We start from the raw sequence: 24,158 nt of genomic DNA on the forward strand, positions 1-24,158 counted from the left end.
CGCCTACATTGGGAAAGCGCAACAACTTACGCGATGTCATTGGGCTGTAAGCGTAATTACATACGCCGTCTTCACCATGAAAACGGCCTGCCATGCGCAGGTGCTTCCCCTTCCCTGGAGTTCCCGTTCGATGAAGAAACATGTGCTCGCTGCCGCGCTCGCGGCGGCCTGGGTGGTGTTTGTCCCTGAGGTACTCGCAACCGATAACGGCGCCGCAGCGGCCGCGCCGGGCAGCACGGCCGACACCGCAAAGAATCTCGAAAGCATCTCGGTGATCGGCCAGGGCGAAACCCGCCAGGTGCAGCGCATCACCGTGAAGGACACCCAGGTGCTACCGCCGGGTACCAGCATCGAGAAGCTGCTCAACCGCATCCCCGGCGTCAACATGCAGTCCAACGACGCCTTTGGCGCCAACGAGGAGTCGCAGACCATCAGCTTGCGCGGCTTCAACGGTACGCGCCTGGGCTATACGCTGGATGGCCTGCCGCTGGGCGACAATGCCTACGGCAACTACAACGGTCTCAACATCAGTCGCGCATTGATTGCCGAGAACTTCGGCGGCGTGGAACTGGCTTCCGGCATCGGCAGCCTGGGCACCGCCTCCACCAGCAATCTGGGCGGCACCGTGCAGTACTACTCGGACGATCCGTCCACCACCTTCGGCGGCCGCTTCGGCCAGACCATCGGCAGCGACCAGAACCGTCGCACCTACCTGCGACTGGACACGGGCGACTACCGCGGCTTCTCGATGTACCTGTCGGGCATCCGCGCCACCGCCGACATGTGGGCGCCGCCCGCATCGCCGACCACCACCAAGCAGTTCAACGGCAAGGCGGTGTATCAGTTCGACGGTGGCAAGCTGACGGCGTTTGCCGACACGTCGCGCACCTCGCAGGCCGATTACGCCTACCTGTCCAAGAGCGGCATGGCGCGCGGGCTGGGCTGGGCTGGGACTGGAACCTCTATGCACCGGACTGGCAACGCGCCGTCGCCGCCGCCTATTGCGCGCCGATCTACGCCAAGGGCGGCAAGGTCGATCCGCGCTGCGCCTTCTCCGGCGGCGTGGACAATATCGACGACGCCTACTACCAGAGCCGCGCGCTGCGTCGCGACGACCTGTACTACCTCGCCGGTGACTTCTACCCGAGCGATACGGTGACCGTGCATACGCAGGTCTATCACCATGAGAATGCCGGCCAGGGCCACTGGTGGGCGCCAGGCCAGCCGTCGTATCCGGGCACGCCGCAGGAAGTGCCGATCTCCATCCGCAGCACCAACTACACCATCAACCGCGACGGTGCGCTCGCCTCGGTGGCATGGGAGCTGGGCGGCCATCATCTGGAAGGTGGCGTGTGGTACGAGGACAACCACCACTCGGTGCAGCGCAACTTCTACTGGATCAGCGGGCCGATCAACGACGATACCTACCTGAGCGATCCAAACCGTCGGCTGTTCTATTAAAAGTACGAGATCACCACGCGCCAGGCCTACCTGCAGGACAGCTTCAAGCTGCTGGACGACCGCCTCAGCCTCGATGTCGGCATCAAGAGCCCGCATACCACCATGGATGCGCACGAAGTGCCGGGCGTGCAGGTGGAATCGCCCGTGGCCAATGGCCAGCTGCGCGCCAGCAAGGCGCTGCTGCCCGAGGCCGGCATCGGCTACCAGCTAGCTGGGCAACGGCCAGGAGCTGTTCCTCTCCTATGCCAAGAACATCGCGGCCTTCCAGGGCGGCGGCGCCAGCGGTCCGCTATTGGTGACGCAGTCGGCCTTTGACGCCACGCAGGGCCAGCTCAAGCCGGAGCAGTCGCGCATCATCGAGGGCGGTTACCGTGTGGTGCGGCGCCAGTTCGAAGCCTCGGCGGCGCTGTATGACGTCAAGTTCGACCATCGCCTGCTCTCGCTCAACCCGTGCCCGAGCATCCAGCAGGGCACCTCGCTGGCCTGCACCACGCGCTTCTGGTATCCCCCGAAACTTCATCCATTTTGACGCCGTGACGACCTCGCCCCCGTGATCAGTGCTGTCGCCGAGTCGAATTAAATCAATCATGCTTACCCCCTAGATCATCCATATTCGGCGGAGGATTTACCTCAATCGCGAAGAAATCCTCCTTTACAGATTGCGCCCCCTCCGGCCCATCGATTTCCTTTCCGCTTTTATCAAAAAAATGTGGGTCAGTGTCTATCACAATCTGCATCCCGCAAGATTTACTTTGGTCACTACCTCGAAGCCTTGCGCACACGCGATAAGGTCCAATTCGCTCCAACCCCAACTTCTCACTTACATTGGAGCCGATCGTTACACCAATCGCACTATTATCAAATTCGAAAGTCTTGAGCAAAAATTCAGAAAAAAACGGACGCTGGTTAATAATTGGAAGAACTTGCTTCTGAAAATCCACCGTACCATCGGCAAAACAATTGCCCGCACAGGTAAGTGATAAAATAAATCCGACGAAAGCCATCTTCATAATTTTCATAACTTAACCCCCAATGTACTTCACACGTTGCTGCTTTCCGTTCACTCCCCCATGCAGCCATGCCTGAACCACTGCGGCTCCAGACCCTAAGAAGTTATCGATATGATTTCCAACAATTGCGCTACCTCTATCGTCTGCATACCTGGCCCCCACACCGCCAATACTAACGTGCGCATGAGGTGGAATTACATTCCTATCTACCGCTATCGAGTGGTTCTCCGAAACTGGGCCAAAGGAACCTTGGACACTATCTGTATACGCAAAAGTTACATGCGTCGGGTCCTGAATATGATCGCGATGATGAGTATGCTCATTCAAATGCCATGTAGTCGTCATACTCACATATCGCACATAACGACCATTCAATGCCTTCCCCGTCCCTTGCATGATGACTCCCGAGGCGCTATAAAGAAAATCATAACGATGCTGGTCCCCCAACCCATTTGCCGCCGTCATCTGCCCGCCAAAATCTGTCTCGTCGCAAACGTTATATCCAGTAATTAAAAAAGTACTTTCGTACCAAGCATCCTTCAAATTAATAGAGAGAGGCTCAGCAGTAATATCCGAACTCTCAACTGAGAGTTGGAGATCACCAGAATTTCTACTTTCAAGTGTAATCAATGCTGTCCCGTCCGCACCACTTGATATGGCGCTCGGGCTGATAACATCACGACTCCGATTGCTTTTTATCACAACCGCCTTCCCAGAAACTGAGTGCCCCCCAGAGACTTGCGTGAGCGATATCTTAATTTCCAAATAATACAGAATATTCCCACCCTGCACACTGGATGATTTCGGAATTATCGGTAAATTATCACCATTACAACGTGGGCTCGGTGAGCAGCCATGGTGCGGAGTTCACCTTCATCTGGAAGCCGTTCGCCCACTTCGAGTGGTACAACTCGGCGTCGTTCAACCGCTCCACCTACGACAACAACTACCAGCAGAACGGCGTGACGGTGCCCACCAGGGGCAAGATCACGGTGGATACGCCCAACAAGCTGTTCGCCAGCGAAATCAGCTGGACCCATGGGCGCTGGAACATCGGCCTGCGTGGCAAGTACACCGGCACGCGCTACTACACCTACACCAATGACCAGGGCTTTGGCGGCTACACCGCGTTCGATCTGGGCGCCGGTTATGACTTCGGCGCGCTGGCGGGGCTGCAGGATGTGCGGCTGTCGTTGAATATCACCAACCTGACGGACAAGCGCTACGCCTCCAACCTCACGGCGTTCACCAACAGCGATCCGAATGGCCGTGCGCTGGCCTTCCATGCCAGTGCGCCCCGGCAGAGCTTCCTGACGCTGGACGTGAAGTTCTAATGGTGGTCCCCGCTCCCCACGGGAGCGGGGACCTGGAAAGGGTGGGACGTTTTGGACACACGGATGTCAAAGAACGGACATGCGAATGCGTCACGATGGGCGGATCACTTGCGCCCATCGGGCACAACGTAAGGAATCACAGGGGCTTGCCATGATTCGTTTAAGCTGGGCGCTCGCACTTACCGCAGGCATGCTGTTCATGGTCACCGACGGCCAGGCCAACGAAGCGCCGATCGCCGCCAAGGTGCTGGTCATCGGCCACCGTGGCGCCAGTGCGCTGCGTCCCGAGCACACGCTGGCCTCCTACGGCCAGGCGATCGCCGATGGTGCGGATTTCATCGAGCCGGATCTGGTGATGACGCGCGACGGCGTGCCCGTGGCACGCCATGAGAACGAGATCAGCGGCACCACCGACGTTGCCGCGCATCCGGAATTCGCCTCGCGCAAGACCACCAAGACGGTCGACGGCCATGCCGTCACCGGCTGGTTCACCGAAGATTTCACGCTGGACGAACTCAAGACCCTGCGCGCGCGCGAGCGCCTGCCGCAGCTGCGCAGCACGGCCTATGACGGCCAGTTCCAGATACCCACGTTGGACGAGATCATCGATTTCGTCGCGGCCGAATCGGCCACGCGCGGCCGCGTGATCGGCATCATTCCCGAGATCAAGCATGGCACCTATTTCCAGAAGGCGGGCCTGCCGATGGAAGACCGCGTGCTGGCCATGCTCGCGGCGCATGCCTATACGCGTACCGCGCCGGTGGAAATCCAGTCGTTCGAGATCGCCAACCTGCGTTACCTGCACGGCAAGCTCGGCAAGAATCACCCCAACATCCGCCTGTTGCAGCTGATCGACGATGCCGGCGAGCATCCGTATGACGTGGTCGCCGCGGGGGGCAAGCTCAGTTACGGCGACATGATGACGCCGGCGGGGCTGCGCGAGATCGCCACCTACGCCGACGCCATCGGGCCGAACATCCGCGCGATCATCCCGCTTGCCGCCGACGGCACGCTGGGCAAGCCGACGCCGCTGGTGCATGACGCCCATGCGGCGAGGCTGGAGCTGCACCCGTATACGTTCCGCCCGGAGAACTTCTTCCAGGCCAAGAACTTCTGGCAGGGCAGCGACCCGAAGACCTTCAATGAGGCCGGCTCGATCGCCGAGATCCGCGCTTATCTCGATGCGGGCATCGATGCGTTCTTTACCGATGACCCGGCCATCGGGCGCAAGGCGCTCGACGCGCGCTGACGTGTGCCATCCACGACCGTCATCCCGGCCTCGGCTGGGGTGACGTTGAAGCAACGCCGGCCTTTGCGCCGGCCACCACACTCCATGAGCTCTCTATGCGCCGCGATGTTCGCCGTCTCCTTGCCAGCCTGCTAGCCCTTGGCCTTGCCGCACCGGTGGCGGCCTCGCCCGTCCTGCTCATCTCCATCGACGGCTTGCGTCCTGCCGATGTGCTGCAGGCGCAACAGCGTGGCCTGAAGCTGCCCAACCTGCAGGCTTTCATGCAGCAGGGCGCCTATGCCGACACCGTGCGCGGCGTGCTGCCCACGCTCACTTATCCCAGCCATACCACGCTGATCACCGGTGTCTCGCCGGATCGCCACGGCATTGCCGGCAACCTCACGTTCGACCCCTACAATAAGAACGCGCAGGGTTGGGACTGGTACGCCAGCGACATCAAGGTACCCACGCTGTGGGATGCGGCGCACGCGGCGGGCCTGCGCACGGCGAATGTGCACTGGCCGGTGAGCGTGGGCGCGACGGTGGACTGGAACCTGCCGCAGATCTGGCGCGCCGGCACGCCCGATGACCGCAAGCTGCTGGCGGCGCTCGCCACGCCGGGCCTGTTGCCGGCGCTGGAACAGCAGTTGGGGCCGTACGCCGATGGCATCGACGAAAGCATCGCGGGCGACCAGACGCGGGCACGCTTCGGCGTCGCGCTGCTGGAAACGCACAAGCCCGACTTCATGACCGCCTACCTCACCGCGCTCGATCACGAGCAGCATGCCAGCGGGCCGGATACGCCGCAGTCGCGCGCGGTGCTGGAGCAGATCGACGTGCTGGTGGGCGAGCTGGTGAGCGCGGCGCGCCGCGTGCATCCGGATGGCGTCATCGCGGTGGTATCCGATCACGGCTTTGCTCCGGTGCAGCAGGATGTGAATCTCTATGCGCCATTCATCCGCGCCGGCCTGATCACGCTCAAGGACGGCGAGGTGAGCGACTGGCAGGCGATGCCGTGGAACGACGGCGGCAGCGCGGCCATCGTGTTGCGCGACGCCAATGACGCGGCATTGCGCGCCAAGGTGGGCGCGCTGCTGGCGCAGCTGCAGAAGGACCCGGCCTTCGGCTTCGACAAGGTGTTGGACAAGGCGCAGATCCAGCATGGCGGCGGCACCGACCAGGCGACCTGGTTCGTGCTGTTCAAGCCGGGCTATGAAATGGCCATCAAGCCCGATACGCCGATGCCGTCGCCGGGCCACTACCGTGGCATGCACGGCTACGATCCGGCGTTGCCGCAGATGCGCTCCACCTTCCTGATCGAAGGCAAGGGCGTGCCGGCGGGCAAGGACCTGGGTGACATCGACATGCGCGATATCGCGCCGACGATCGCCCATCTGTTGAATGTCAGCCTGCCGCAAGCGCAGGGCAAGGCTTTGCTGCCCTAAGCACCTGGTTGATCACGCAAAGGGTGCGTTCCCCAGGGAGTGCGCCCTGTTGTTTCTGCCTGGACGTCCGTTTACCGGCGCACATTCGAAAGTGTTTTAAATACGTATGTAACTTTGAATTCACACTTCGGCGTCACGCTGTTCTTCTACCGACCGAGTGGCTCGGGCGGTATTTACTCCCTCTTTGTTTTCACTTGAGTCGTGCGGATTCATGGCGAATCCGCGCGTGAGGATTTGTCATGCCCATGCATTCTCTTCGCAGGACCGCGATCGCGCTGGCCACCGTGGCTGTTCTCTATGGCGGTGTTCTCCATGCCGCCCCGGCCGACGACGTCACCCCGGCGCCCGCCACCGATGCTTCGGCCAACAATAGCCGCGACAAGGCCAAGACCATGGAAGCCGTGTCGGTGGTGGCCACCGGCGAAACGCGCCAGGTGCAGACGGTGACTGCCGAGGACATCAAGACGCAGGCGCCGGGCACCAGTGCGCTGAAGGTGCTCAATGAACTGCCGGGCGTGAACTTCCAGTCCGCCGATCCGTGGGGCGCCTACGAGTGGTCCACGCAGATCACCTTGCATGGCTTCGACCAGAGCCGCCTCGGCTTCACGCTGGACGGCATCCCGCTGGGCAACATGTCGTATGCGACCACCACCGGCCTGCAGATCACGCGTGCGATCAGCAGCGACAACATCAGCTCGGTGGAGCTGGCGCAGGGCGCCGGCGCGCTGGGCACGGCGTCGAACACCAACCTGGGCGGCACCATCCAGTTCTATTCCGCCGATCCGGACACCGTGGCCGGCGCACGCATCAACCAGGTGATCGGTTCCGATTCCACCTACCGTACCTTTGTGCGCCTGGACTCGGGTGATTACCACGGCTGGTCCAGCTACCTGTCCTACGACCATGCCGACACCGACAAGTGGAAGGGTTATGGCGACCAGAGGTCCGACCAGATCAACCTGAAGTCGGTATTCCAGTGGGATGGCGGCCGCATCAGCCTGTTCTACGATGGTTCGCGTCGCAAGGAATACGACTACATGGACCTGTCCCTGGCCAGCCAGAAGGCGCTGGGCTGGAACTGGGACTACCTGCAGCCGAACTGGGGCGAGGCGGTGCAGATCGCCAACGCCATCTACGGCAAGGGCAGCTATCCGGCCTCGCTGTCCGCGCTGCCGAAGGGCTATGACCTGGGCGACGCGTCTTACTATGCGGGCGGCGGTATCCGCAAGGACAACCTGGTCGGCCTGAACGGCCAGTTCAACATCACCAACAACGCCACGCTCAATCTGGGCACCTATTACCACGACGACCGCGGCGAAGGTCAGTGGACCACGCCGTACCAGGCGTCGTCGCCGGACGTGCCGCTGTCGATGCGCACCACCGACTACGGCCTGGATCGCTACGGCGGAACCGGCTCGTTCAATGTCACCGTGGGCAACAACGATATCGACGTGGGCTTCTGGGCCGAAAACGCCAAGACCAACATCGAGCGCAACTATTTCTATCTGAATGGCGCGTACGACTACCTGAGCAACTTCTACGAGAATGAAGAGCCGTTCCTGCGCGGCTTCTTCCAGCATTACGTCACCAAGACGAGCATGGCGTATGCGCAGGACACCATCCATCTGCTGGATGACCGCTTCACGCTGAACTTCGGCGCCAAGGCGCTGGGCGTCACCGATACGTCCGCTTCGCTGGTGCCCACCACGGCCTTCGCCCAGGGCCGCGTGCGTGCCAGCGACGGCTTCCTGCCGCAGGTCGGCGCCAACTACAAGATCGACGCCTACCAGGAGGTCTATGCCAACTACAGCAAGAACCTCAACGCCTATGGGTTCCTGCCGTTCGCGCAGGCGCAGCAGTCGTTCGACGACAGCAAGAGCTCGCTGAAGCCGGAAGAGTCGCAGACCTTGGAGCTGGGTTATCGCGTGCATGGCGAAACCTTCGAAGCGTCGGCCGATGCCTATTACACGCACTTCACCAATCGCCTGTTGCAGGTGACGCCGTGCGCGGCGGTGCTGACCTGCGCCTCGATCCTCAACAACGTCGGCTCGGTCAAGAGCAAGGGCGTGGACCTGGCCTTCATCTGGCGCCCGATCGATCACCTGCGCTGGCTCAACTCGCTGTCCTACGACAACTCCAAGTACGCGGACAACTATGTGGACGGCGGCATCGTCGACACCGCGGGCAAGTACGTGGTGGGTATTCCCACCTGGATGTTCAGCAGCGACCTGAACTACACCTTCGGTCCGTGGAGCGCCACGCTGGACGGCAAGTACACCGGCCGCCGCTACATCACCTATCTCAACGACTCGCAGGTGCCCAGCTACTGGCTGTTCAATGCCGGCGTGAACTACGACCTGGGCAAGGTCTCGTTGCTGAAGGACGTGAGCCTGGGCCTCAATGTCACCAACCTGTTCAACAAGCGCTACTTCTCCACCACCGGCACCAATGGCTACGTCGTGTCCGATCCGAACGGTTACAACCAGACGCTGATGGCCGGTGCGCCGCGCCAGGTGTTCTTCAACATCAACGTGAAGCTCTGATCGCTCCGCGCCTCTCCCGGTTCACGGGGGAGGCTGGGAGGGGTGCTACCCCGCCAATGCGCCTCACCCTTTTTGGCCCTCCCCGTCATGGGGAGGGTTTTTTTGTGCGTCGCATGCATTCACTCCCGAACAGCCCGCCCGGAACTGGCTCTAAGATGGACTCCGCTTCGCACGACAGGGGACGTCCAGCCATGCCTGTTTCAAACACCATCGTCGAACGACGATCGCTTCGCCTTGGGGATCTCGCCATCGCCCTGGCGGCGCTCGGCGCCATCCTTGGCTCCGCGTTGGGAGCCCCACAGGCCATCGATGGCTGGCATGGGCTGCACTGGGTCTGCAAGCCGCTGGCCACGGTGCTGATCCTGTGCGTGGCCTGGCGCAGCGAGCCGGCGATATCCACACGCTACCGGCGCTGGATCGCCATCGGCATGCTTTTCTCGCTGGCCGGCGACATCTTCCTGATGCTGCCCATGGACGCGTTTGTGCCTGGCCTGGTGGCGTTCCTGTTCGGGCACGCCTGTTTCATACGGGCGCTGCTGGACGACACCCGCTTCGCGGCGCGTCCGCTGGCGCTGCTGGCTTGCCTGGCCTATGGCGGCTTGAACCTGTGGGCGCTATGGCCCTCGCTGCCGGTGGCGCTGCATGTGCCGGTGGTGGTCTATGTGGCGGTGCTGGCGACCATGGGCGGGCAGGCGACGGCCCGCGCCTGGTGGCATGCACGCGACGAGCTGGCCGGCCCTGCGCAATGGGCGGCGGCAGGTGCGCTGTTGTTCATGCTCAGCGATACACTGTTGGCCTGGAACCGGTTCCACGTTGCCATTCCGCTGTCGGCGCTGTGGATACTGGCAACCTACTATGCGGCGCTGTGGTGCCTGGCGCGTTCGGTCCAACGGGCGGAAAAACACACGTGAACATGCAGGAAATCATCATTACCTGGGCGACGCCGGTGTTCTTCGTGCTGATCGCACTGGAACTGCTGGTGGCCAAGCTGCGCGGGCGCGCCGTGTATCACAGCAGCGATGCCATCAACAGCCTCGCGCTGGGCGTGATCTCGCAGATCGTGGCGGTATTCAGCAAGCTGCTTACCCTGGGCATCTACGCCTGGTGCGTGCAGCATTTCGCCCTGTTCTCGCTGCCGACCAGCAGCGTGTGGGTGTGGGTCAGTGCGCTGCTGGTCTACGACTTCTGCTACTACTGGCTGCATCGCTGCGGGCATGAAGTAAATGTGCTGTGGGCCGCGCACGTGGTGCATCACCAGAGCGAGGACTACAACCTCACCACCGCGCTGCGCCAGACCGGCAGCGGCGTGCTGCTGGGCTGGCTGTTCTACCTGCCGATGGCCATCCTGGGCTATCCGCTGGAAGTGTTCGTGGTGGTGGCGTTGATCGACCTGCTGTACCAGTTCTGGGTGCACACCGAACTGGTCGGCCGGCTGGGCTGGTTCGACCGTGTGTTCTGCTCGCCGTCCAACCATCGCGCGCATCACGCGGTGAACGACAAGTACCTGGACCGCAACTACGGCGGCATCCTCATCCTGTGGGATCGCCTGTTCGGCACCTTCATCGAGGAGGACGACAGCGATCCGCCGGTGTTCGGCACGCGCTCGCCGTTGCGCAGCTGGAATCCGCTATGGGCCAATGCCGAGGTGTACTGGGCCACGCTCAAGGACGCCTGGCATGCGCGGCGCTGGCGCGACAAGCTGCTGATCTGGGTGAAGCCGCCCGGCTGGCGGCCGGCCGATGTGGCGGCACGCTTCCCCAAGCCCGAGTTCGACATCCGCCGCGAACGTTTCCTGCCCACGCTTTCGCGTGGACTCACCGCCTACAGCCTGGTGCAGTTCGCCCTGTTGCTGGCGATGGGTGTGCATTTCCTGGATCTGGCCAAGCACCTGCCGGCCCTTTCGCTGGTCGGCTACGCCGTATTCCTGGTGCTTAGCCTCACCGTACTCGGTGCGCTAACCGAAGGCCGCCGTAGCGGCTTCGCCCTCGAACTGGCGCGACTGCTGGTGACCGCCGCCATCCCGTTGCTGAGCGGCGGCTGGTTCGGCGTGGCGCACCTGGACATCGTCGTGATCGGCCTGTTCCTGGCGATAGCGGTGGTGAGCGCGCTAGTGCTGGGCTGGCTGGCCCTCTCCGCGCACAGTGAGGCGGGCAACGGCAAAGCCATCCCCGGCTAGGGGCCGCGCAGCTGCAGCATGGCAGCGGCGGATGCATTCGCTATGATCGCGGCTCGTTTCTCGGGAATGAGCCGATGGGTTTCTTGAACAAGTTGGTGCGCCACAAGCCGGTGGAGCTGTTGCAGGCGGAAGCCGGCAAGCGTGGGGATTTCCGGCGTGTGCTGGGGTTGTGGCAGCTCACCGCGATCGGCATCGGCGGCATTATCGGCGTGGGTGTGTTTGTGCTGGCGGGCCAGCAGGCGGCGCTCAATGCCGGCCCGGCCGTGGCCTTGTCGTTTCTGATTGCAGGTATCGCCAGCGCGGCGGCGGCGCTTTGCTACGCCGAGTTCGCCGGCCTCATTCCGGTCACCGGCAGCGCCTACACCTACGGCTATGCCGTGCTTGGCGAACTGGCCGCGTGGCTGATCGGCTGGGATTTGCTGCTCGAATACGCGCTGATCGTGGCGGTGGTGGCGATTGGCTGGTCCGGCTATGTGCAATCGGCCCTGGCCAGCATGGGCCTGGAGCTGCCGGTGTGGGCGCGAGGGGCCATTGGCACCGGCGAAGGCCATGTGTTCAACGTGGTCGCTGCGCTGGTGACGCTGGGCGTGTCGGCGCTGCTGATCTTCCGCACCGAATGGGGCGCGCGCTTCAACACGCTGGTGGTGGCGATCAAGGTGGCGGCGGTGGCGCTGGTGATCGGCGTCGGCGTGTTCTACGTCAATCCGGCCAACTGGGTGCCGTTTATTCCCGCGCGCGTGATCGGCCCCGACGGCGTGGGCCATTTCGGTTTCCAGGGCGTGGCTTCCGCGGCTGCCGTGGTGTTCTTCGCGGTGTTCGGCTACGACACGCTGACCACGGCCGCGGAGGAGTCGAAGAATCCGCAGCGCGATCTGCCGCGCGCCGTGCTGCTGTCGCTGGGCATTTCCATGGCGATGTATCTGGCCGTGTCGCTGGTGCTCACCGGCATTGCCCACTACACCACGCTCAAGACCGATGCGCCGGTGGCCGATGCCTTCAAGGGGTTGGGGCTGCACTGGGTGGCGCTGACGGTTTCGGTCTCGGCGGTGTTTGGCCTGATCAGCGTGCTGTTTGCGTTCATGCTGGGCGCCACCCGCATCTGGTTCGCGCTCTCGCGTGATGGCCTGCTGCCGGGCTGGTTCGCCAAGGTGCATCCGCGCTACGGTACGCCGCACCGGCCCACCATCGCGCTGGGCGCATTCACCGCGCTGGTGGCGGGCCTGCTGCCCATCGAGGAAGTGGCCAAGCTGGTGAATATCGGCGTGCTGTCGGCCTTCATCGTGATCTGCACGTCGGTGATCATCCTGCGCAAGCGCAAGCCCGACCTGCATCGCAACTTCCGCACGCCGCTGGTGCCGCTGATCCCGCTGGTCGGCATCGCGTTCTCGCTGTGGCTGCTCTCCGAGCTGCCGGCGATCACCTGGGAAGTGTTCCTGATCTGGGTGAGCCTGGGCCTGCTGATCTACTTCAGCTATGGCATGCACCACAGCAAGCTGGAGAAGTTGCCGGGCTGATGCCTGGCGACGGCGCACAAAAAACGGCCGCTTTCGCGGCCGTTTTTCTGTCTGCCGTCCAAGCGTTGCTTAGAAGCGCACTTCCACCGAGGCCGAGTAGGCGGCGATGTTGGTGTTGGCCTGCGACTCGCTGGAGCCGGCGCGGCCGTACTTCACGTGGTAGTTGTCGTAGTTCAGCGCCAGGCTGACGTTCTTGGTCACGTCGTAGCCCACGCCGGCACCGGCGTACCAGCCGTTGTTCCAGCTGTTCTGCGACACGCTCACGTCGCCCACGGTCAGGCCGGCCTTGGTGCGCGAACGCAGGTAGCCGCCGTGACCGGTGACGTACCAGTTGTTGTAGAAGTTGTACTTGGCGGTGACGCCGATCTGGCCGACGCGCGGCTTGGCATAGGCGCTGGCGAAGTCATAGTCGTCCTTGGCCTTGCCCAGGTAGGCGTAGCCGATTTCGGCACCGACGATGCCGTTCCAGCGCCAGCCGAAGCGCACGTTCTGGAACACGTCGGACTTGTCCGAGATGCCACCGACGCGGTAGTTGCTCTGGCCGAGATTGCCGGCGACGAAGAAGTTGTCGAGCTGGTTGCTCTCGTCGGCCTTGGCGGCGAACGGCGAAACAGCAGCGACGGCCAAAGCGGCCGCAATCAGAGTCTTGTTCATGGAATGCTCCATCTTTTTTTGTGGTACCGCCACGGCATTTGGGGAGTGGCGTGGCGGCCCGCGTGGGGATCGCGGTAACAAAAGGATAATGTTTTTTTGCTAGATGACACCCCCTTCGGGGTTCTGCGGATGGGCGAGGTTCAGCCATCGCCATGACCTCTGGCAGGGGGTGCGGTGCGTCGACGCAGACTAGGATCGGAGGTTCAGTTTCCGTGCAGGCATGCTGTTCCGGCGCGGATTTTTCATAGGAGAACCTCTTGAAAGCTACGCGTCTCGCCTCCGCCATCCTCGCTTCCGCCCTTGGGTTTGGCAGCTTCGCCGTGCTCGCCGATGTGGCTACGCCGCAGGACGTTCCGTTCAACGGCACGCTGAAGATCAACGTCGACGCCACCGATCTGGCCCATCGCGTGTTTCGCGTGCACGAGTCGGTGCCGGCGCAGCCGGGTCCGCTGACGCTGCTGTATCCGCAGTGGTTGCCGGGCAATCATTCGCCGACCGGCTCGATCGACAAGCTGGCGGGCCTGGTGGTGAAGGCGAACGGCAAGACGCTGGCGTGGAAGCGCGATCCGCTCAACGTATATGCCTTCCATGTCGACGTGCCCGAGGGCGCCAGCAGCGTGGAGGTGGAGTTCCAGTTCCTTTCCGCGCAGGACACGCGCCAGGGTCGCGTGGTGATGACGCCGGAGATGCTCAACCTGCAGTGGAACTCGGTGTCGCTGTACCCGGCGGGCTACTTCGCCAGCCGCATCAAGGCCGAAACCACGGTGACGTTCCCCGCCGGCTGGCAGTTCGGCAGCGCGCTGGAGCTGGCCTCGCGCGACGGCGACACCGTGCATTTCAAGCCGATCGACTATGACGACCTGGTCGATTCGCCGATCTATGCGGGCAAGTACTTCAAGCGCGTGGACCTTGATCCGGGGGCGAAGACGCCGGTATTCCTCAACATCGTCGCCGATGATCCGAAGTACCTGGAGATCAAGCCCGAGCAGCTGAAGCTGCATCAGAACCTGGTGCAGCAGATGTACAAGCTGTACGGCGCGCATCACTACGACCACTACGATTTCCTGTTCTCGCTCAGCGACAAGATGTCGGGCAATGGCCTGGAGCATCATCGTTCCAGCGAAAACGGCGTGAGCCCCGGCTACTTCACCGAGTGGGACAAGAGCCTGGTCATGCGCGACCTGTTGCCGCACGAATTCAACCATTCGTGGGACGGCAAGTATCGTCGCGGCGCGGACCTGTCCACGCCCAACTTCAATGTGCCGATGCAGGACAGCCTGCTGTGGGTGTACGAAGGCCAGACGCAGTTCTGGGGCTACGTGATGGCCGCCCGCTCGGGCCTGTGGAAGCCGGACGAGGCACGCGACATGCTGGCGCTGGTGGCCGCCACCTACGACAAGGGCCGGCCGGGCCTGCAGCAGTGGCGCAACATCCAGGACACCACCAACGACCCGATCATCGCCATGCGTCGCCCGTTGCCGTATCGCAACTACCAGATGAGCGAGGACTATTATTCCGGCGGCCAGATGATCTGGCTGGATGTCGACGGCAAGCTGCGCGACCTCACCGGCAACAAGCGCTCCATCGACGATTTCGCCAAGGCCTTCTTCGGCGTGGAGAACGGCAAGTGGGACGTCAACACCTATACCTTCGAGGATGTGGTCAAGACGCTCAACGACGTCGCGCCGTTTGACTGGGCCAGCTACCTGCGCGAGCGCCTGGATGGCCATGGTCCGCTGATCGGCGGCTTCGAGGCCAATGGCTGGAAGCTGGTGTACGACGACAAGCCCTCGGCAGCGGCCAAGGCCGTGGAAGCCCGCCTGGGCGGCGCCAACCTCACCTATTCGCTGGGTGTGTCGCTGGGCAAGGGCGGCGATATCGCCGACGTGCTGTGGGACGGTCCCGCGTTCAAGGCCGGGTTGTCGCCGGGCATGAAGATCATCGCGGTGAACGGCATCGAATACTCCAGCGATACCATCAAGGACGCCGTGACCGCCTCGGCGAAGGACAAGAACCAGCCGATCGAGCTGCTGGTGAAGAACTTCGACGAGTACAAGACGCTGCGCATCGATTACCACGATGGCTTGAAATACCCGCACCTGGAGCGCATCGAAGGCAAGCCGGACCGCTTGTCGGAGCTGCTCAAGGCGCGTTGATCTTCATCGGGTTTCCCGCTCCCCTTGGGGGAGCGGGCGGGGTGAGAGTGGCCGGCTTGCGGCAAGACCAGATCATGCATGGTTCTATGGACGGCTTCCCGCAAGCCCCATCCCTCTCCCGCCCCCAACTCCGCTATACTGCGCCTCCGCCGTGTGTCACGGGCTTTGTCCCTGACCCGCGTGCCGACGCTCATGCGCCCGTAGCTCAGCCGGATAGAGTAGTGGCTTCCGAAGCCATTGGTCGGGGGTTCGAATCCCTCCGGGCGCGCCAATTGATAGCCCATCGTAATCTTGGTGCATCCAGAAACCCCGGCTTTTCCGGGGTTTTTTGTGGCCTTTTATCCAGGACCGTTCGCGATGGTCTATTGAAATCCAGCCTCTTCGGGGGCTTCGGACGGCGCGGAGTTTGGCATTGGCGGCGGAGCGGCTTCCGCTCCGGGCTGCGATGGCTTCCTGCGACGCGCCACGGCGCGCGATGGCCAGGACATGGATTGGCGCGTCTATCGACGATCCTTCAGCAGCGAAGGCTCAATGGCACGCCCGTTGGCGCCATGCCCGCGACTTTCGTTGCGCCCATCATCAGCAAGGCGCCGTGACACCTGTTCGACGTGGGTGCGTCCCAGCGTAATGTTCTTGCTGGCGCGGACCTCCCGGTTGGAAAACGTCCATATCTCGCCGGTCGACGTGATGAACACCGTCCAGTACAGGTCGGATTCGGGGCCATAGTCGATCAGGAACTGGGCAAAGCCTTCCCCTTTTGGCGTCAGCATCGGCAGTGGTGGATTGAGTTGCAGCATGATGTCTCCTTGTCGTGCATGCGATGGCCCAGATGCACGTGGAAATGCATGTGATGTTGCGCATGATCCGCGCTTTTCCACACGCTGATCTCTTCGTCGGGAAACGCCATCTCGATGGATCGCACGACTCGCCCGACGGTGAATACCAGAGCATCGATAGTGGCCTCGTCCATGTCACGAATCCGACGAAAGTGGTTTCGCGGCATGACCAGGAAATGGCCATGATGCGGCGACCCCGGGTCGATGAGCGTCATCGTCCGATCGTCCATCGCCACGACATTCCGGTTCGATGCATCCGCTCCGATCATGCAGAACGTGCATGTGCGATTCATGGCCAGCCCGTTTTCCTGGCTAAGGGACCATGCCACGCATGCTTTCGAGTCCGCATGGGCAGGGCATGCCGAAGGCTTTCAGAACACATGGCCGAACAGATAAATCAGGATCAACAGTCCGGCGGGTACGCCCAGCAACCACGCGAGGAAATACTTGCGCATTGGTGTCTCCTTGGAGTCGGGGAAGGCGGCACGGCGGCCGCCTTCCGCCGTGTCGATTACAGGCTGCGGTCGAATTCCTTGATCTGCTTTTCCGCTTCGTCCTTGGCGATGCCGTAGTGCTCCTGTAGCTTGCCGGCGAGGTACTCGCGGTTGCCGTCGGCCACCTTGAGGTCGTCGTCGGTCAACTTGCCCCACTTTTCCTTGAGCTTGCCGGTGATCTGCTTCCACTGGCCCTTGATCTTGTCATCGTTCATGGTTGGCCTCCGCTTTGGTTGATCGAAAAAACGTCTGGTGAATGGTCCGCCGCTAGCCCTTCGCTTTGAGGCCGGACGAATCGACCCTCTTCACGCCCTTTACGCTCTGCGCCGCGGCGACTGCCTTCCTGACTGCGATGTCATCGTCGAGCACGCCAGTCAACGTGACTACGCCGTTGACCGTGGTGACCGAAACATCGGTGCTGCTGATCCCTTTGGTGGCGGCCAGTTCGCTCTTTACCTTGGCAGTGATCCATGTGTCGGCGACGGGCTTGCTGGAATCAGTGGCATGGCTGTCGACAGGTGTGTCCTGAGCGGTTGCTGCTTGCGCTACTCCCGAACTTGCGACCGTGCTTCCCAGCGAGAGGAATGCGGCAAGGGCAAGTGTGGGCAGGGTGATCGGTGATTTCACGTCAATCTCCTTATGTTTGGCCTGGGAATGGGCCGCGTGCCACGGCCTCAGCCTTTGTGTGGAGAATGCTTTTCCGTGTCGCGCTGGCCTTCACGCCCCGGCTGGGCCGGCGAGTGCTTGTCGGGCGCGTGCTTGTTGTCGCCATGTTGCGGATCGTTCGGCTGACGCTCAGGCGAACGCTGCGGAGTGGGTTTCTGCGTCGTGTTCATCTGCGATCTCCAATAGGGGGTAATCCCACCGCATCGCGGTGGTGGATGCAGGCTACGAAGCAGGGTGAAGGCCGCACAGAGAACGTTGTACTAGTCGAACTGGTATTTTTAGGTGGCCGTCAGGAATGGCTTGACGAGGCCTTTGTCGAAGGTGGCAAATAGGGCGGTGCATCTACCCGGAGGGGATATGAACGCAACAACTGCCAAGCCTCCCGTGGATCGCCGGCAATTGCAGCAGATCATCGCGGGCCTCACCGAAGGCATCCTGCTCATCGATCCGGACCGCTCGATCGCCTGGGCGAACGACACCGCGCTGGCCATACACGGATGTGCGCAGTTGGACGAGCTGGGCGCCAATGCCGCGCAATACCGGAAGAAGTTCGTGCTGACATACCGCAACAACCACCGGCTGGCGGCGAAGCAATATCCGATCGAGCGGGTTCTTGCTGGCGAGCAGCTTCGCGATGTAGTCGTTGAAGTGCGCCGGGTGGACGATGAGGATTTCCACCGAGTGCACCAGGTCCGCAGCCTGATCCTGACCGACGCGGCGGGCGCCGTCGAATCCCTGGTGCTGGTCATCCAGGATGTCACCAAGCGGTTCAGCGCCGAAGAGCGCTTCGAGAAGGCCTTCAGCGCGAATCCCGCACCGGCCTTGATCTGTCGACTGTCGGACCTGCGCTACATCAAGGTCAACCAGGGCTTCCTGGAGATGACCGGCTATGAGCGCGATGCGATCATCGAGCGTTCGACCTACGAGGTGGACGTGCTGGAGAAGGCGGAGAATCGCGACGAGGCAATACAGAATCTCAAGGAGGGGCGCACCATCGGGCAGAGGGAAGCCGTACTCCGCTTGCCCAGCGGTGACGGCAAGTTTGTCATCGTGGCTGGCCAGCCTATCGAGGTCAGCGAAGAGGATTGCATGCTGTTTACCTTCATCGACCTGGAGGCCCGCAAGAAAGCCGAGGTCTCGCTGGGGCAGAGCGAGGAGCGCTTTTCCAAGGCATTCCGATTGGCTCCGATGCCGATGATGGTATGCGCGCTGCCCGAGCTGCGCCTGATCGAGGTCAACGCGGCGTTTGTGGCGGCGACGGGCTACGCGGCCGAGGACATCCTCGGAAAAACCACCTCGGACATCGGCTTGTGGAAGGACGCGAAGGCCTATCGCGAATTTCGGAGCAGGTTGGATACGCAGCAGGATATACGCAACTTCGACATTCCCCTGCGTACCCGTGAGGGAGCCATCATCGACTGCCTGCTCTCGACCGAGGCCGTCAAGATCCAGGACGAAACCTGCGCCCTGTGCGTCATTCAGGACATCACCGAACGCAAGCGCTCGGAACTGGATCTGATCGCCGCCATCGAGGCGGTCATGCAGGACACCTCCTGGTTCGGCCGCACCGTGATGGAAAAACTTGCACAGATCCGGCATCCCCACGACGGAGGCAAGTCCCAGGGCGAACTCGGCAGCCTGACGCCGCGCGAAAAGGAAGTGCTGGGCCTGATATGCAAGGGCCATAGCGATGCCGACATCGCGGCCATACTCAAGCTTTCGCGCAACACCGTGCGCAATCACGTTTCCACCTTGTACGGCAAGATCGGCGTCAATCGACGCAGTGCGGCGGTTGTCTGGGGGCGCGAGCGCGGCGTGATCAGCTACTGAGGGTAGAGCCGCCCAAACTACCGCCTTGAAGCGGTCGAATTTCCGATCCACTTCGTTGCATGCCGCGGGTTTTCGATAGAGACCTGATTCGGGTGTGACTGCAATCTTGCCTGCAGGCCGTCGGAAAACACGCTCTTGGGGATGTTCAACGGCTCACCGCGTGATGCGTACTTGAACCTTCGTGAGTTCGAAACCCTTGAGGACGCCAGGCAAAAGGTTGACGCTTGGCAGCAGGGTTACTAGTGAGGGGCGTCACTTGGCCGGTTTTGCGCGTAGTGCCGGCCAAAGGGACCGGTACCGCACCTCTTCTTCAACGGGCAACGGAGGGCATATGAAGAATCCATCAAAATTATGCTGGCTTGTGGCAGCTATGGCCTTAATGTCGGCTCCTGGGCTGACGTTATCCATGGACGCTAAAAGCGATGCCAATCTGTTTAGCTCGGATGAGCGTCTGATTGATTATTTGACGCATGATGACGTGGTGCTATCGCGGGTGGTCAGTGCATGTTCGAATGCCAAGATTTCGCGATCGCGGAAAGGCAGTCCCATGTGGTTTTCCTTCACCGCGGATTGTGATGTTCGCAACCCCGCGGAAGAGGATCTGGATTGCCCGACGTATAGAGTCGAAGCGCGTGGCACCGTTGATACGCCGTCTCATGCAACGGTACGTCGAACGACCCTGCAGCTGGTATGCGGCGGTAACTGAAAGCGCGTCGGCCATAGACAGCTTACGCCAAGCTTTTTTGATCGATTCCAAGGGACGGACTGGTCCGCGAGCGAGTTGTTTTCGCGGCGCGGTGATCCTTGCCGATCGCTCCTCCCGCCGCCGCGCGCGGCCCGACCCAGGCGCCTGTCGTTGCACGCGCTGGCATGGCCCACCTATATTAGAAACGGCTGAACATGCGAGCGCGATGTGACGCGCTCCATGCCCCCTGGATGCGTTCCATTTTCGACGGCGACCTGATCGTGGTCCTCGTAACGGCTAGCGGTGTGCATGGACACAAACGATACGAAGTGAGCTGATGAAACGACCTGATGTGAAGGCCTTTTTCGACGAGTCGACCAACACTTTCAGCTATGTGGTGTGGGACCCCGCATCGCGACAGGCGGCCGTGATCGACAGCGTGCTGGATTACGACGCGGCGTCCGGGCGCACCCGCCATGATGCTGCCGATGCCATCATCGCCTTTGTCGTGGCGCAAGCGCTGGAAGTGGCATGGGTGATCGACACCCATGTGCATGCCGATCACCTGTCCGCTTCGCCGTACGTGCGGTCGCGCCTCGGTGGCCGGCTGGGCATTGGCGAGCATATCCGCAGCGTGCAGCAGACCTTCGGCAAGCTGTTCAACGCCGAGGACGGTTTTGCGCACGATGGCAGTCAGTTCGATCACCTGTTCAAGGATGGCGAGAGCTATCGCCTGGGTGAGATCGATGCCGTGGCCTGGCATACGCCGGGGCACACACCAGCCTGCATGACGCATGTGATCGGTGATGCGGCGTTTGTCGGTGACACCTTGTTCATGCCGGACTATGGCACCGCGCGCTGCGATTTTCCCGGCGGCGACGCTCACCAGCTCTACCATTCCATCCGCCGTATCTTCGCCTTGCCCGATGCTACGCGCATGTTCCTGTGCCATGACTACAAGGCGCCGGGACGCGAGGTGTACGCGCACGAAACCACGGTGGGCGAGCAGCGGCGCGCCAATATCCATGTGCACGAGGGTGTCAGTGAGGAAGCCTTTGTCACCCTGCGGCGGGCACGCGATGCCACGCTGGCCATGCCACGCCTGTTGCTGCCCTCGGTGCAGGTGAACATGCGTGCGGGACAGCTGCCACCGGCGGAGGACAACGGCGTGAGCTATCTCAAGATTCCACTCAACGCCTTGTGATCCCATTGCCCGTGGTTTGAGCCGTTACGTGTGTGGCAACACAAGTGTCGCGCGCTCCTGCATGGCATGAGCCTTCCGGACCCGCCCCCCGCAGGGAGCGGGCTTCGAAGGGAATCAGTGATGACGAATCTGTTTTTCGAAGGCCTTGACCTGCTTGTCGGCTTCGTCGCGGGCCATGCCATAGCGTTCCTGCAGCTTGCCCGAAAGGTATTCCGAGTTGCCCTCGGCCACTTTCAGGTCGTCATCGGTGAGCTTGCCCCAATGCTGTTTGATCTGGCCGCTGAGCTGCTTCCACTGGCCCTGGATGGTGTCTTGATTCATGGCGATACCTCGTTGGGGTTGGATGGACGCAATGCGCATTGCGGGGTCGATTCGAGCAATGATGGAGTTAAGAGTCCGTGCCCTGCGCGTTGCGGGTCGTCGGTTCGGTTCATCGGCGTATGAGGGAGGCCTGATACGGCGTTCGCGTTGCGTCGACATGGATGATGCGTGGATGAAGGACGGCGGGGCTGCGCGTCACAGGGTCGCGTGGCGGCCCTCGCACCAATGGTGTCTACTGGCAACGTCCGGCACATGGCCGGACGCTCAACATCACGGAGGGTCGCAATATGAGTTCCATTCTGCAGCAGGGGGTTGGCCGCACAGGCTGGCTGCTGGTGATCTACGGTGTGATCTCGGTGTTGTTCGGACTCAGTGCGCTGATATGGCCAGGCAGCACGGTGGTGGCGCTGGCCTGGGCCTTCGGCATCATGGCGCTGGCGGAGGGCATCGCCAGCGTGTTCGCCCTGCTCCAGCGTCACGTGGCGATCTCGCGCGGCTGGCTGGTGTTGTACGCGCTGGCGTCGATCGTCTTTGGCCTGGTGGCGATCGCGCATCCGCTGGCGGTAGCCGATGTGTTGCTGCTGTTCCTCGCCGCATGGCTGATCGTGGCGGGCATCTACCGCGTCGTGTTCGCCATTCGCGTGCGCAAGGAGATCCAGGGCGAGTGGATGATCGCGCTCAGTGGCGTGCTGGCCATCGTGCTCGGGGTATTGCTGGTGGCCTATCCCGTTGCTGGCCTGCTTACCCTGGCCATCTGGATCGGCGCGGCGGCCCTCGTCTACGGCGTGCTGCAGCTTGTCGCCGGCATAAGGATGCATCGCTGGAAGGCGTCGCTCTGACAGCACGTCCCAGCGGATGTGGCACAAGGAAAAGGCGCCCATAGGCGTCTTTTCCTTGACCACGTGACATAGCGCGGTGACTCAGCCACGCACTTCGAAGTTCTCACTGGCGACGGTCTTGCCGTTGAGCGAGATCACCACCTTGTACCTGCCAATCGGCCAGGCATTCGGGTTGGACACCTTGAACGTGGTCACGGCAGGTCCATCCGTGGCGATGGATTCGGTGGTGCTGCTGAATGGCTGGTCCTTGCCGTCCTCATAGCTCCACTTCGCGTTGAGCGTGGCGTTGTCGGTGCGGCCGGTGGTGGCGACACTGGCGTAGATGGCCTTGTCGTCCGGTGCGAAGTGCCGCTGTTCCTTGCTGATGGCGTGCGAACCGTCCAGCTCGTTGCCGATGGTGACGGCGGCGACGGTGATGTCCGCCGGCGGCGGGACACTGGCCGATTTGCCGGACGAGGCGGCTGGCGCCGGCGGCGTGGTTGCCGGTGCTGGCGTGCTGGCAGGCGACATCGGCGCGGTGGTGGCCGCTGGCGCGGGCGCCATTGGCTGCCCTGGCGCGCTGGTGGCGGGTGCGGTGGGCGTGGTGTTGGATTCCTGCTCGTTCTTGCCGCATGCGCTGAGCATCAGCATGCCGGCAAGGGTCGCGCAGGCCAAGGCGGTATGGCGTAGCTGGACTTTCATGACTGACTCCGTGGCTGGTGGCATACACACACACCCGACCGGCTGAGCCGAAACGCCGGGTGCCCGGATAACGGGGACACTAGTCCCCCGGGACTGAAGCCTCGATTACCGGGTCTTTCTGGCGGTACACCCTCTTCGCGCCCTGGCCCACGGCATAGCGCCTACTGCCGTGCGCCGCGCGGATTGGGCGGAGTCTCCATCGTCGTGCTGCGATAGGGATTGATGTCCAGGCCGCCGCGGCGGGTGTAGCGGGCGTAGACGCTCAACTGCTCGGGCCGGCAGCGCTGCATGACATCCACGAAGATGCGCTCCACGCACTGCTCGTGGAATTCGTTGTGGTTGCGGAACGACACCAGGTAACGCAGCAGGCCCGCCTGATCGATGGGCGCGCCGCGATAACGGATCTGCACGCTGCCCCAGTCCGGCTGGCCGGTGACCGGGCAGTTGGAGCGCAGCAGGTTCGAGACCAGCGCTTCCTCGATCACCGGCACGTCGGCATCTGCCCGCAGATAGTCCGCCCGCGGCGGGCCGTAGTCATCGATATCCAGCACCTGCAGGTCGATCAGTTGGCCTTCCAGGTCGGTTACGGCGTGGCCGCGCGCCTGTGCATCGCTCAATGCGACTTCGACGGGGGCGCCTGCGGCGGCGGACAGGTCACGCGCCAGCGTGGCGGTCAGGGCTGACGCATCCGCCATGCGCTCCTGCGAAAAGCCGTTGAGGTAAAGCTTGAACGACTTGGACTCGATGATGTTGGGCGATGCGGCCGGCACGCGGAACTCGGCCAGTGCCACCACCGGCTTGCCGCGGCTGTCCAGCCAGGACAGCTCGTAAGCATTCCAGACGTCCACGCCATGGAAGGGCAGGGGCTCGGATACACCGATTTCCCCGCGCTTGGCCGCACGGGGAATGGGAAACAGCAGGCCAGGGTCGTAGCGGTCGGCGTAGGCCGTGGTCTTGCCGAGAGGGGAATGTTCGGGAGTGCTCATGCCGGCATTGTAGCGCCCGCGCCTTGCCGGCTTCGAACGAACTTGCGCGGGCCCGTGACGCGACCATGACGACTGGCCCGGTTTGTCCCGGCCGC

At 62.4% G+C, this 24,158-nt stretch carries 22 protein-coding genes, 1 tRNA gene and 2 pseudogenes; 14 read left to right on the plus strand and 11 right to left on the minus strand.

The genetic code is table 11. The features are described from left to right. Nucleotides 1-130: 130 nt before the first annotated feature. Nucleotides 131-1,963: pseudogene (locus MJ606_RS15750) on the plus strand (TonB-dependent receptor); the annotation flags it as partial. 79 nt (nt 1,964-2,042) lie between these two features. Here MJ606_RS15750 and MJ606_RS15755 read toward each other — a convergent pair. Then, nucleotides 2,043-2,480: a hypothetical protein gene (locus MJ606_RS15755; protein ID WP_243050497.1), complete on the minus strand. Its 438-nt coding sequence runs from the start codon at nt 2,478-2,480 to the stop codon at nt 2,043-2,045. A gap of 3 nt (nt 2,481-2,483) precedes the next feature. Further along, complete coding sequence (locus MJ606_RS18420; protein ID WP_243050498.1) at nt 2,484-3,173, minus strand: 3D domain-containing protein; 690 nt, start codon at nt 3,171-3,173, stop codon at nt 2,484-2,486. A gap of 128 nt (nt 3,174-3,301) precedes the next feature. Here MJ606_RS18420 and MJ606_RS15765 point away from each other — a divergent pair. The 7 genes and pseudogenes from MJ606_RS15765 to MJ606_RS15795 all read left to right on the plus strand — a co-directional run. Next, nucleotides 3,302-3,805 (plus strand): annotated as a pseudogene (locus MJ606_RS15765) (TonB-dependent receptor); the annotation flags it as partial. 190 nt (nt 3,806-3,995) lie between these two features. Beyond that, on the plus strand, nt 3,996-5,054 hold the full coding sequence (locus MJ606_RS15770; RefSeq protein WP_243050585.1) for a glycerophosphodiester phosphodiesterase: 1,059 nt from the start codon (nt 3,996-3,998) through the stop codon (nt 5,052-5,054). 95 nt (nt 5,055-5,149) lie between these two features. After that, on the plus strand, nt 5,150-6,478 hold the full coding sequence (locus tag MJ606_RS15775; protein WP_243050499.1) for an ectonucleotide pyrophosphatase/phosphodiesterase: 1,329 nt from the start codon (nt 5,150-5,152) through the stop codon (nt 6,476-6,478). Nucleotides 6,479-6,717: 239 nt separating this feature from the next. Further along, on the plus strand, nt 6,718-9,021 hold the full coding sequence (locus MJ606_RS15780) for a TonB-dependent receptor (RefSeq protein WP_243050500.1): 2,304 nt from the start codon (nt 6,718-6,720) through the stop codon (nt 9,019-9,021). Between the two features lie 191 nt (nt 9,022-9,212). Next, the gene (locus MJ606_RS15785; protein ID WP_243050501.1) at nt 9,213-9,932 is read left to right on the plus strand and encodes a lysoplasmalogenase; all 720 of its coding nucleotides are present in this window, start codon (nt 9,213-9,215) and stop codon (nt 9,930-9,932) included. Further along, a complete protein-coding gene (locus MJ606_RS15790; protein WP_243050502.1) occupies nt 9,929-11,197 on the plus strand; it encodes a sterol desaturase family protein in 1,269 nt (422 codons plus the stop codon). Before MJ606_RS15785 ends, MJ606_RS15790 begins: the two co-directional genes overlap by 4 nt. A 74-nt stretch (nt 11,198-11,271) precedes the next feature. After that, complete coding sequence (locus MJ606_RS15795) at nt 11,272-12,711, plus strand: amino acid permease (RefSeq protein ID WP_243050503.1); 1,440 nt, start codon at nt 11,272-11,274, stop codon at nt 12,709-12,711. A gap of 69 nt (nt 12,712-12,780) precedes the next feature. Here the strand turns inward: MJ606_RS15795 and MJ606_RS15800 are convergent, their stop codons facing one another. Continuing rightward, nucleotides 12,781-13,365, minus strand: coding sequence for an outer membrane beta-barrel protein (locus MJ606_RS15800; RefSeq protein ID WP_243050504.1), 585 nt, complete (start codon nt 13,363-13,365; stop codon nt 12,781-12,783). Between the two features lie 284 nt (nt 13,366-13,649). Between MJ606_RS15800 and MJ606_RS15805 the strand changes: the two genes are divergently transcribed. Both MJ606_RS15805 and MJ606_RS15810 read left to right on the plus strand, forming a co-directional pair. After that, complete coding sequence (locus MJ606_RS15805; protein WP_243050586.1) at nt 13,650-15,521, plus strand: M61 family peptidase; 1,872 nt, start codon at nt 13,650-13,652, stop codon at nt 15,519-15,521. A 194-nt stretch (nt 15,522-15,715) separates the two neighbouring features. Next, a tRNA-Arg gene (locus tag MJ606_RS15810) sits at nt 15,716-15,792 on the plus strand. 229 nt (nt 15,793-16,021) lie between these two features. Here MJ606_RS15810 and MJ606_RS15815 read toward each other — a convergent pair. The 5 genes from MJ606_RS15815 to MJ606_RS15835 form a co-directional block, all read right to left on the minus strand. Further along, nucleotides 16,022-16,318, minus strand: coding sequence for a hypothetical protein (locus MJ606_RS15815; protein ID WP_243050505.1), 297 nt, complete (start codon nt 16,316-16,318; stop codon nt 16,022-16,024). Continuing rightward, nucleotides 16,285-16,650 (minus strand): HIT domain-containing protein, encoded by a 366-nt coding sequence (locus MJ606_RS15820; RefSeq protein WP_243050506.1) that lies wholly within the window; start codon nt 16,648-16,650, stop codon nt 16,285-16,287. The genes MJ606_RS15815 and MJ606_RS15820 overlap by 34 nt, the downstream gene beginning before the upstream one ends. Before the next feature lie 218 nt (nt 16,651-16,868). Beyond that, nucleotides 16,869-17,066, minus strand: coding sequence for a CsbD family protein (locus tag MJ606_RS15825; RefSeq protein ID WP_243050507.1), 198 nt, complete (start codon nt 17,064-17,066; stop codon nt 16,869-16,871). 52 nt (nt 17,067-17,118) lie between these two features. Beyond that, a complete protein-coding gene (locus MJ606_RS15830; protein ID WP_243050508.1) occupies nt 17,119-17,478 on the minus strand; it encodes a BON domain-containing protein in 360 nt (119 codons plus the stop codon). Between the two features lie 47 nt (nt 17,479-17,525). Beyond that, nucleotides 17,526-17,687, minus strand: coding sequence for a hypothetical protein (locus MJ606_RS15835; protein ID WP_243050509.1), 162 nt, complete (start codon nt 17,685-17,687; stop codon nt 17,526-17,528). A gap of 229 nt (nt 17,688-17,916) precedes the next feature. Between MJ606_RS15835 and MJ606_RS15840 the strand changes: the two genes are divergently transcribed. From MJ606_RS15840 to MJ606_RS15850, 3 genes are all read left to right on the plus strand, one after another. Next, nucleotides 17,917-19,347, plus strand: a complete 1,431-nt coding sequence (locus MJ606_RS15840; RefSeq protein ID WP_243050510.1) for a helix-turn-helix transcriptional regulator — start codon at nt 17,917-17,919, stop codon at nt 19,345-19,347. Nucleotides 19,348-19,678: 331 nt separating this feature from the next. Further along, nucleotides 19,679-20,053: a hypothetical protein gene (locus tag MJ606_RS15845; RefSeq protein ID WP_243050511.1), complete on the plus strand. Its 375-nt coding sequence runs from the start codon at nt 19,679-19,681 to the stop codon at nt 20,051-20,053. A gap of 316 nt (nt 20,054-20,369) precedes the next feature. After that, nucleotides 20,370-21,236 (plus strand): MBL fold metallo-hydrolase, encoded by an 867-nt coding sequence (locus MJ606_RS15850; RefSeq protein WP_243050512.1) that lies wholly within the window; start codon nt 20,370-20,372, stop codon nt 21,234-21,236. A gap of 114 nt (nt 21,237-21,350) precedes the next feature. On the opposite strand, the gene MJ606_RS15855 is transcribed toward MJ606_RS15850, so the two are convergent. Then, on the minus strand, nt 21,351-21,557 hold the full coding sequence (locus MJ606_RS15855; RefSeq protein ID WP_243050513.1) for a CsbD family protein: 207 nt from the start codon (nt 21,555-21,557) through the stop codon (nt 21,351-21,353). 287 nt (nt 21,558-21,844) lie between these two features. Here MJ606_RS15855 and MJ606_RS15860 point away from each other — a divergent pair, with 287 nt between their 5' ends. Continuing rightward, nucleotides 21,845-22,396 carry an HdeD family acid-resistance protein gene (locus MJ606_RS15860; RefSeq protein ID WP_243050514.1) on the plus strand — a complete coding sequence of 184 codons (552 nt, stop codon included), beginning with the start codon at nt 21,845-21,847 and terminating at the stop codon, nt 22,394-22,396. Between the two features lie 81 nt (nt 22,397-22,477). Here the strand turns inward: MJ606_RS15860 and MJ606_RS15865 are convergent, their stop codons facing one another. Then, entirely contained in the window at nt 22,478-23,077 is a 600-nt protein-coding gene (locus tag MJ606_RS15865; protein ID WP_243050515.1) for a hypothetical protein, read from the minus strand. 161 nt (nt 23,078-23,238) lie between these two features. Then, on the minus strand, nt 23,239-24,063 hold the full coding sequence (gene queF, locus MJ606_RS15870) for an NADPH-dependent 7-cyano-7-deazaguanine reductase QueF (protein ID WP_243050516.1): 825 nt from the start codon (nt 24,061-24,063) through the stop codon (nt 23,239-23,241). Between the last annotated feature and the right edge of the window lie 95 nt (nt 24,064-24,158).

Source organism: Dyella sp. RRB7 (assembly GCF_022761115.1).
In the GTDB taxonomy this organism is placed as follows: domain Bacteria; phylum Pseudomonadota; class Gammaproteobacteria; order Xanthomonadales; family Rhodanobacteraceae; genus Dyella.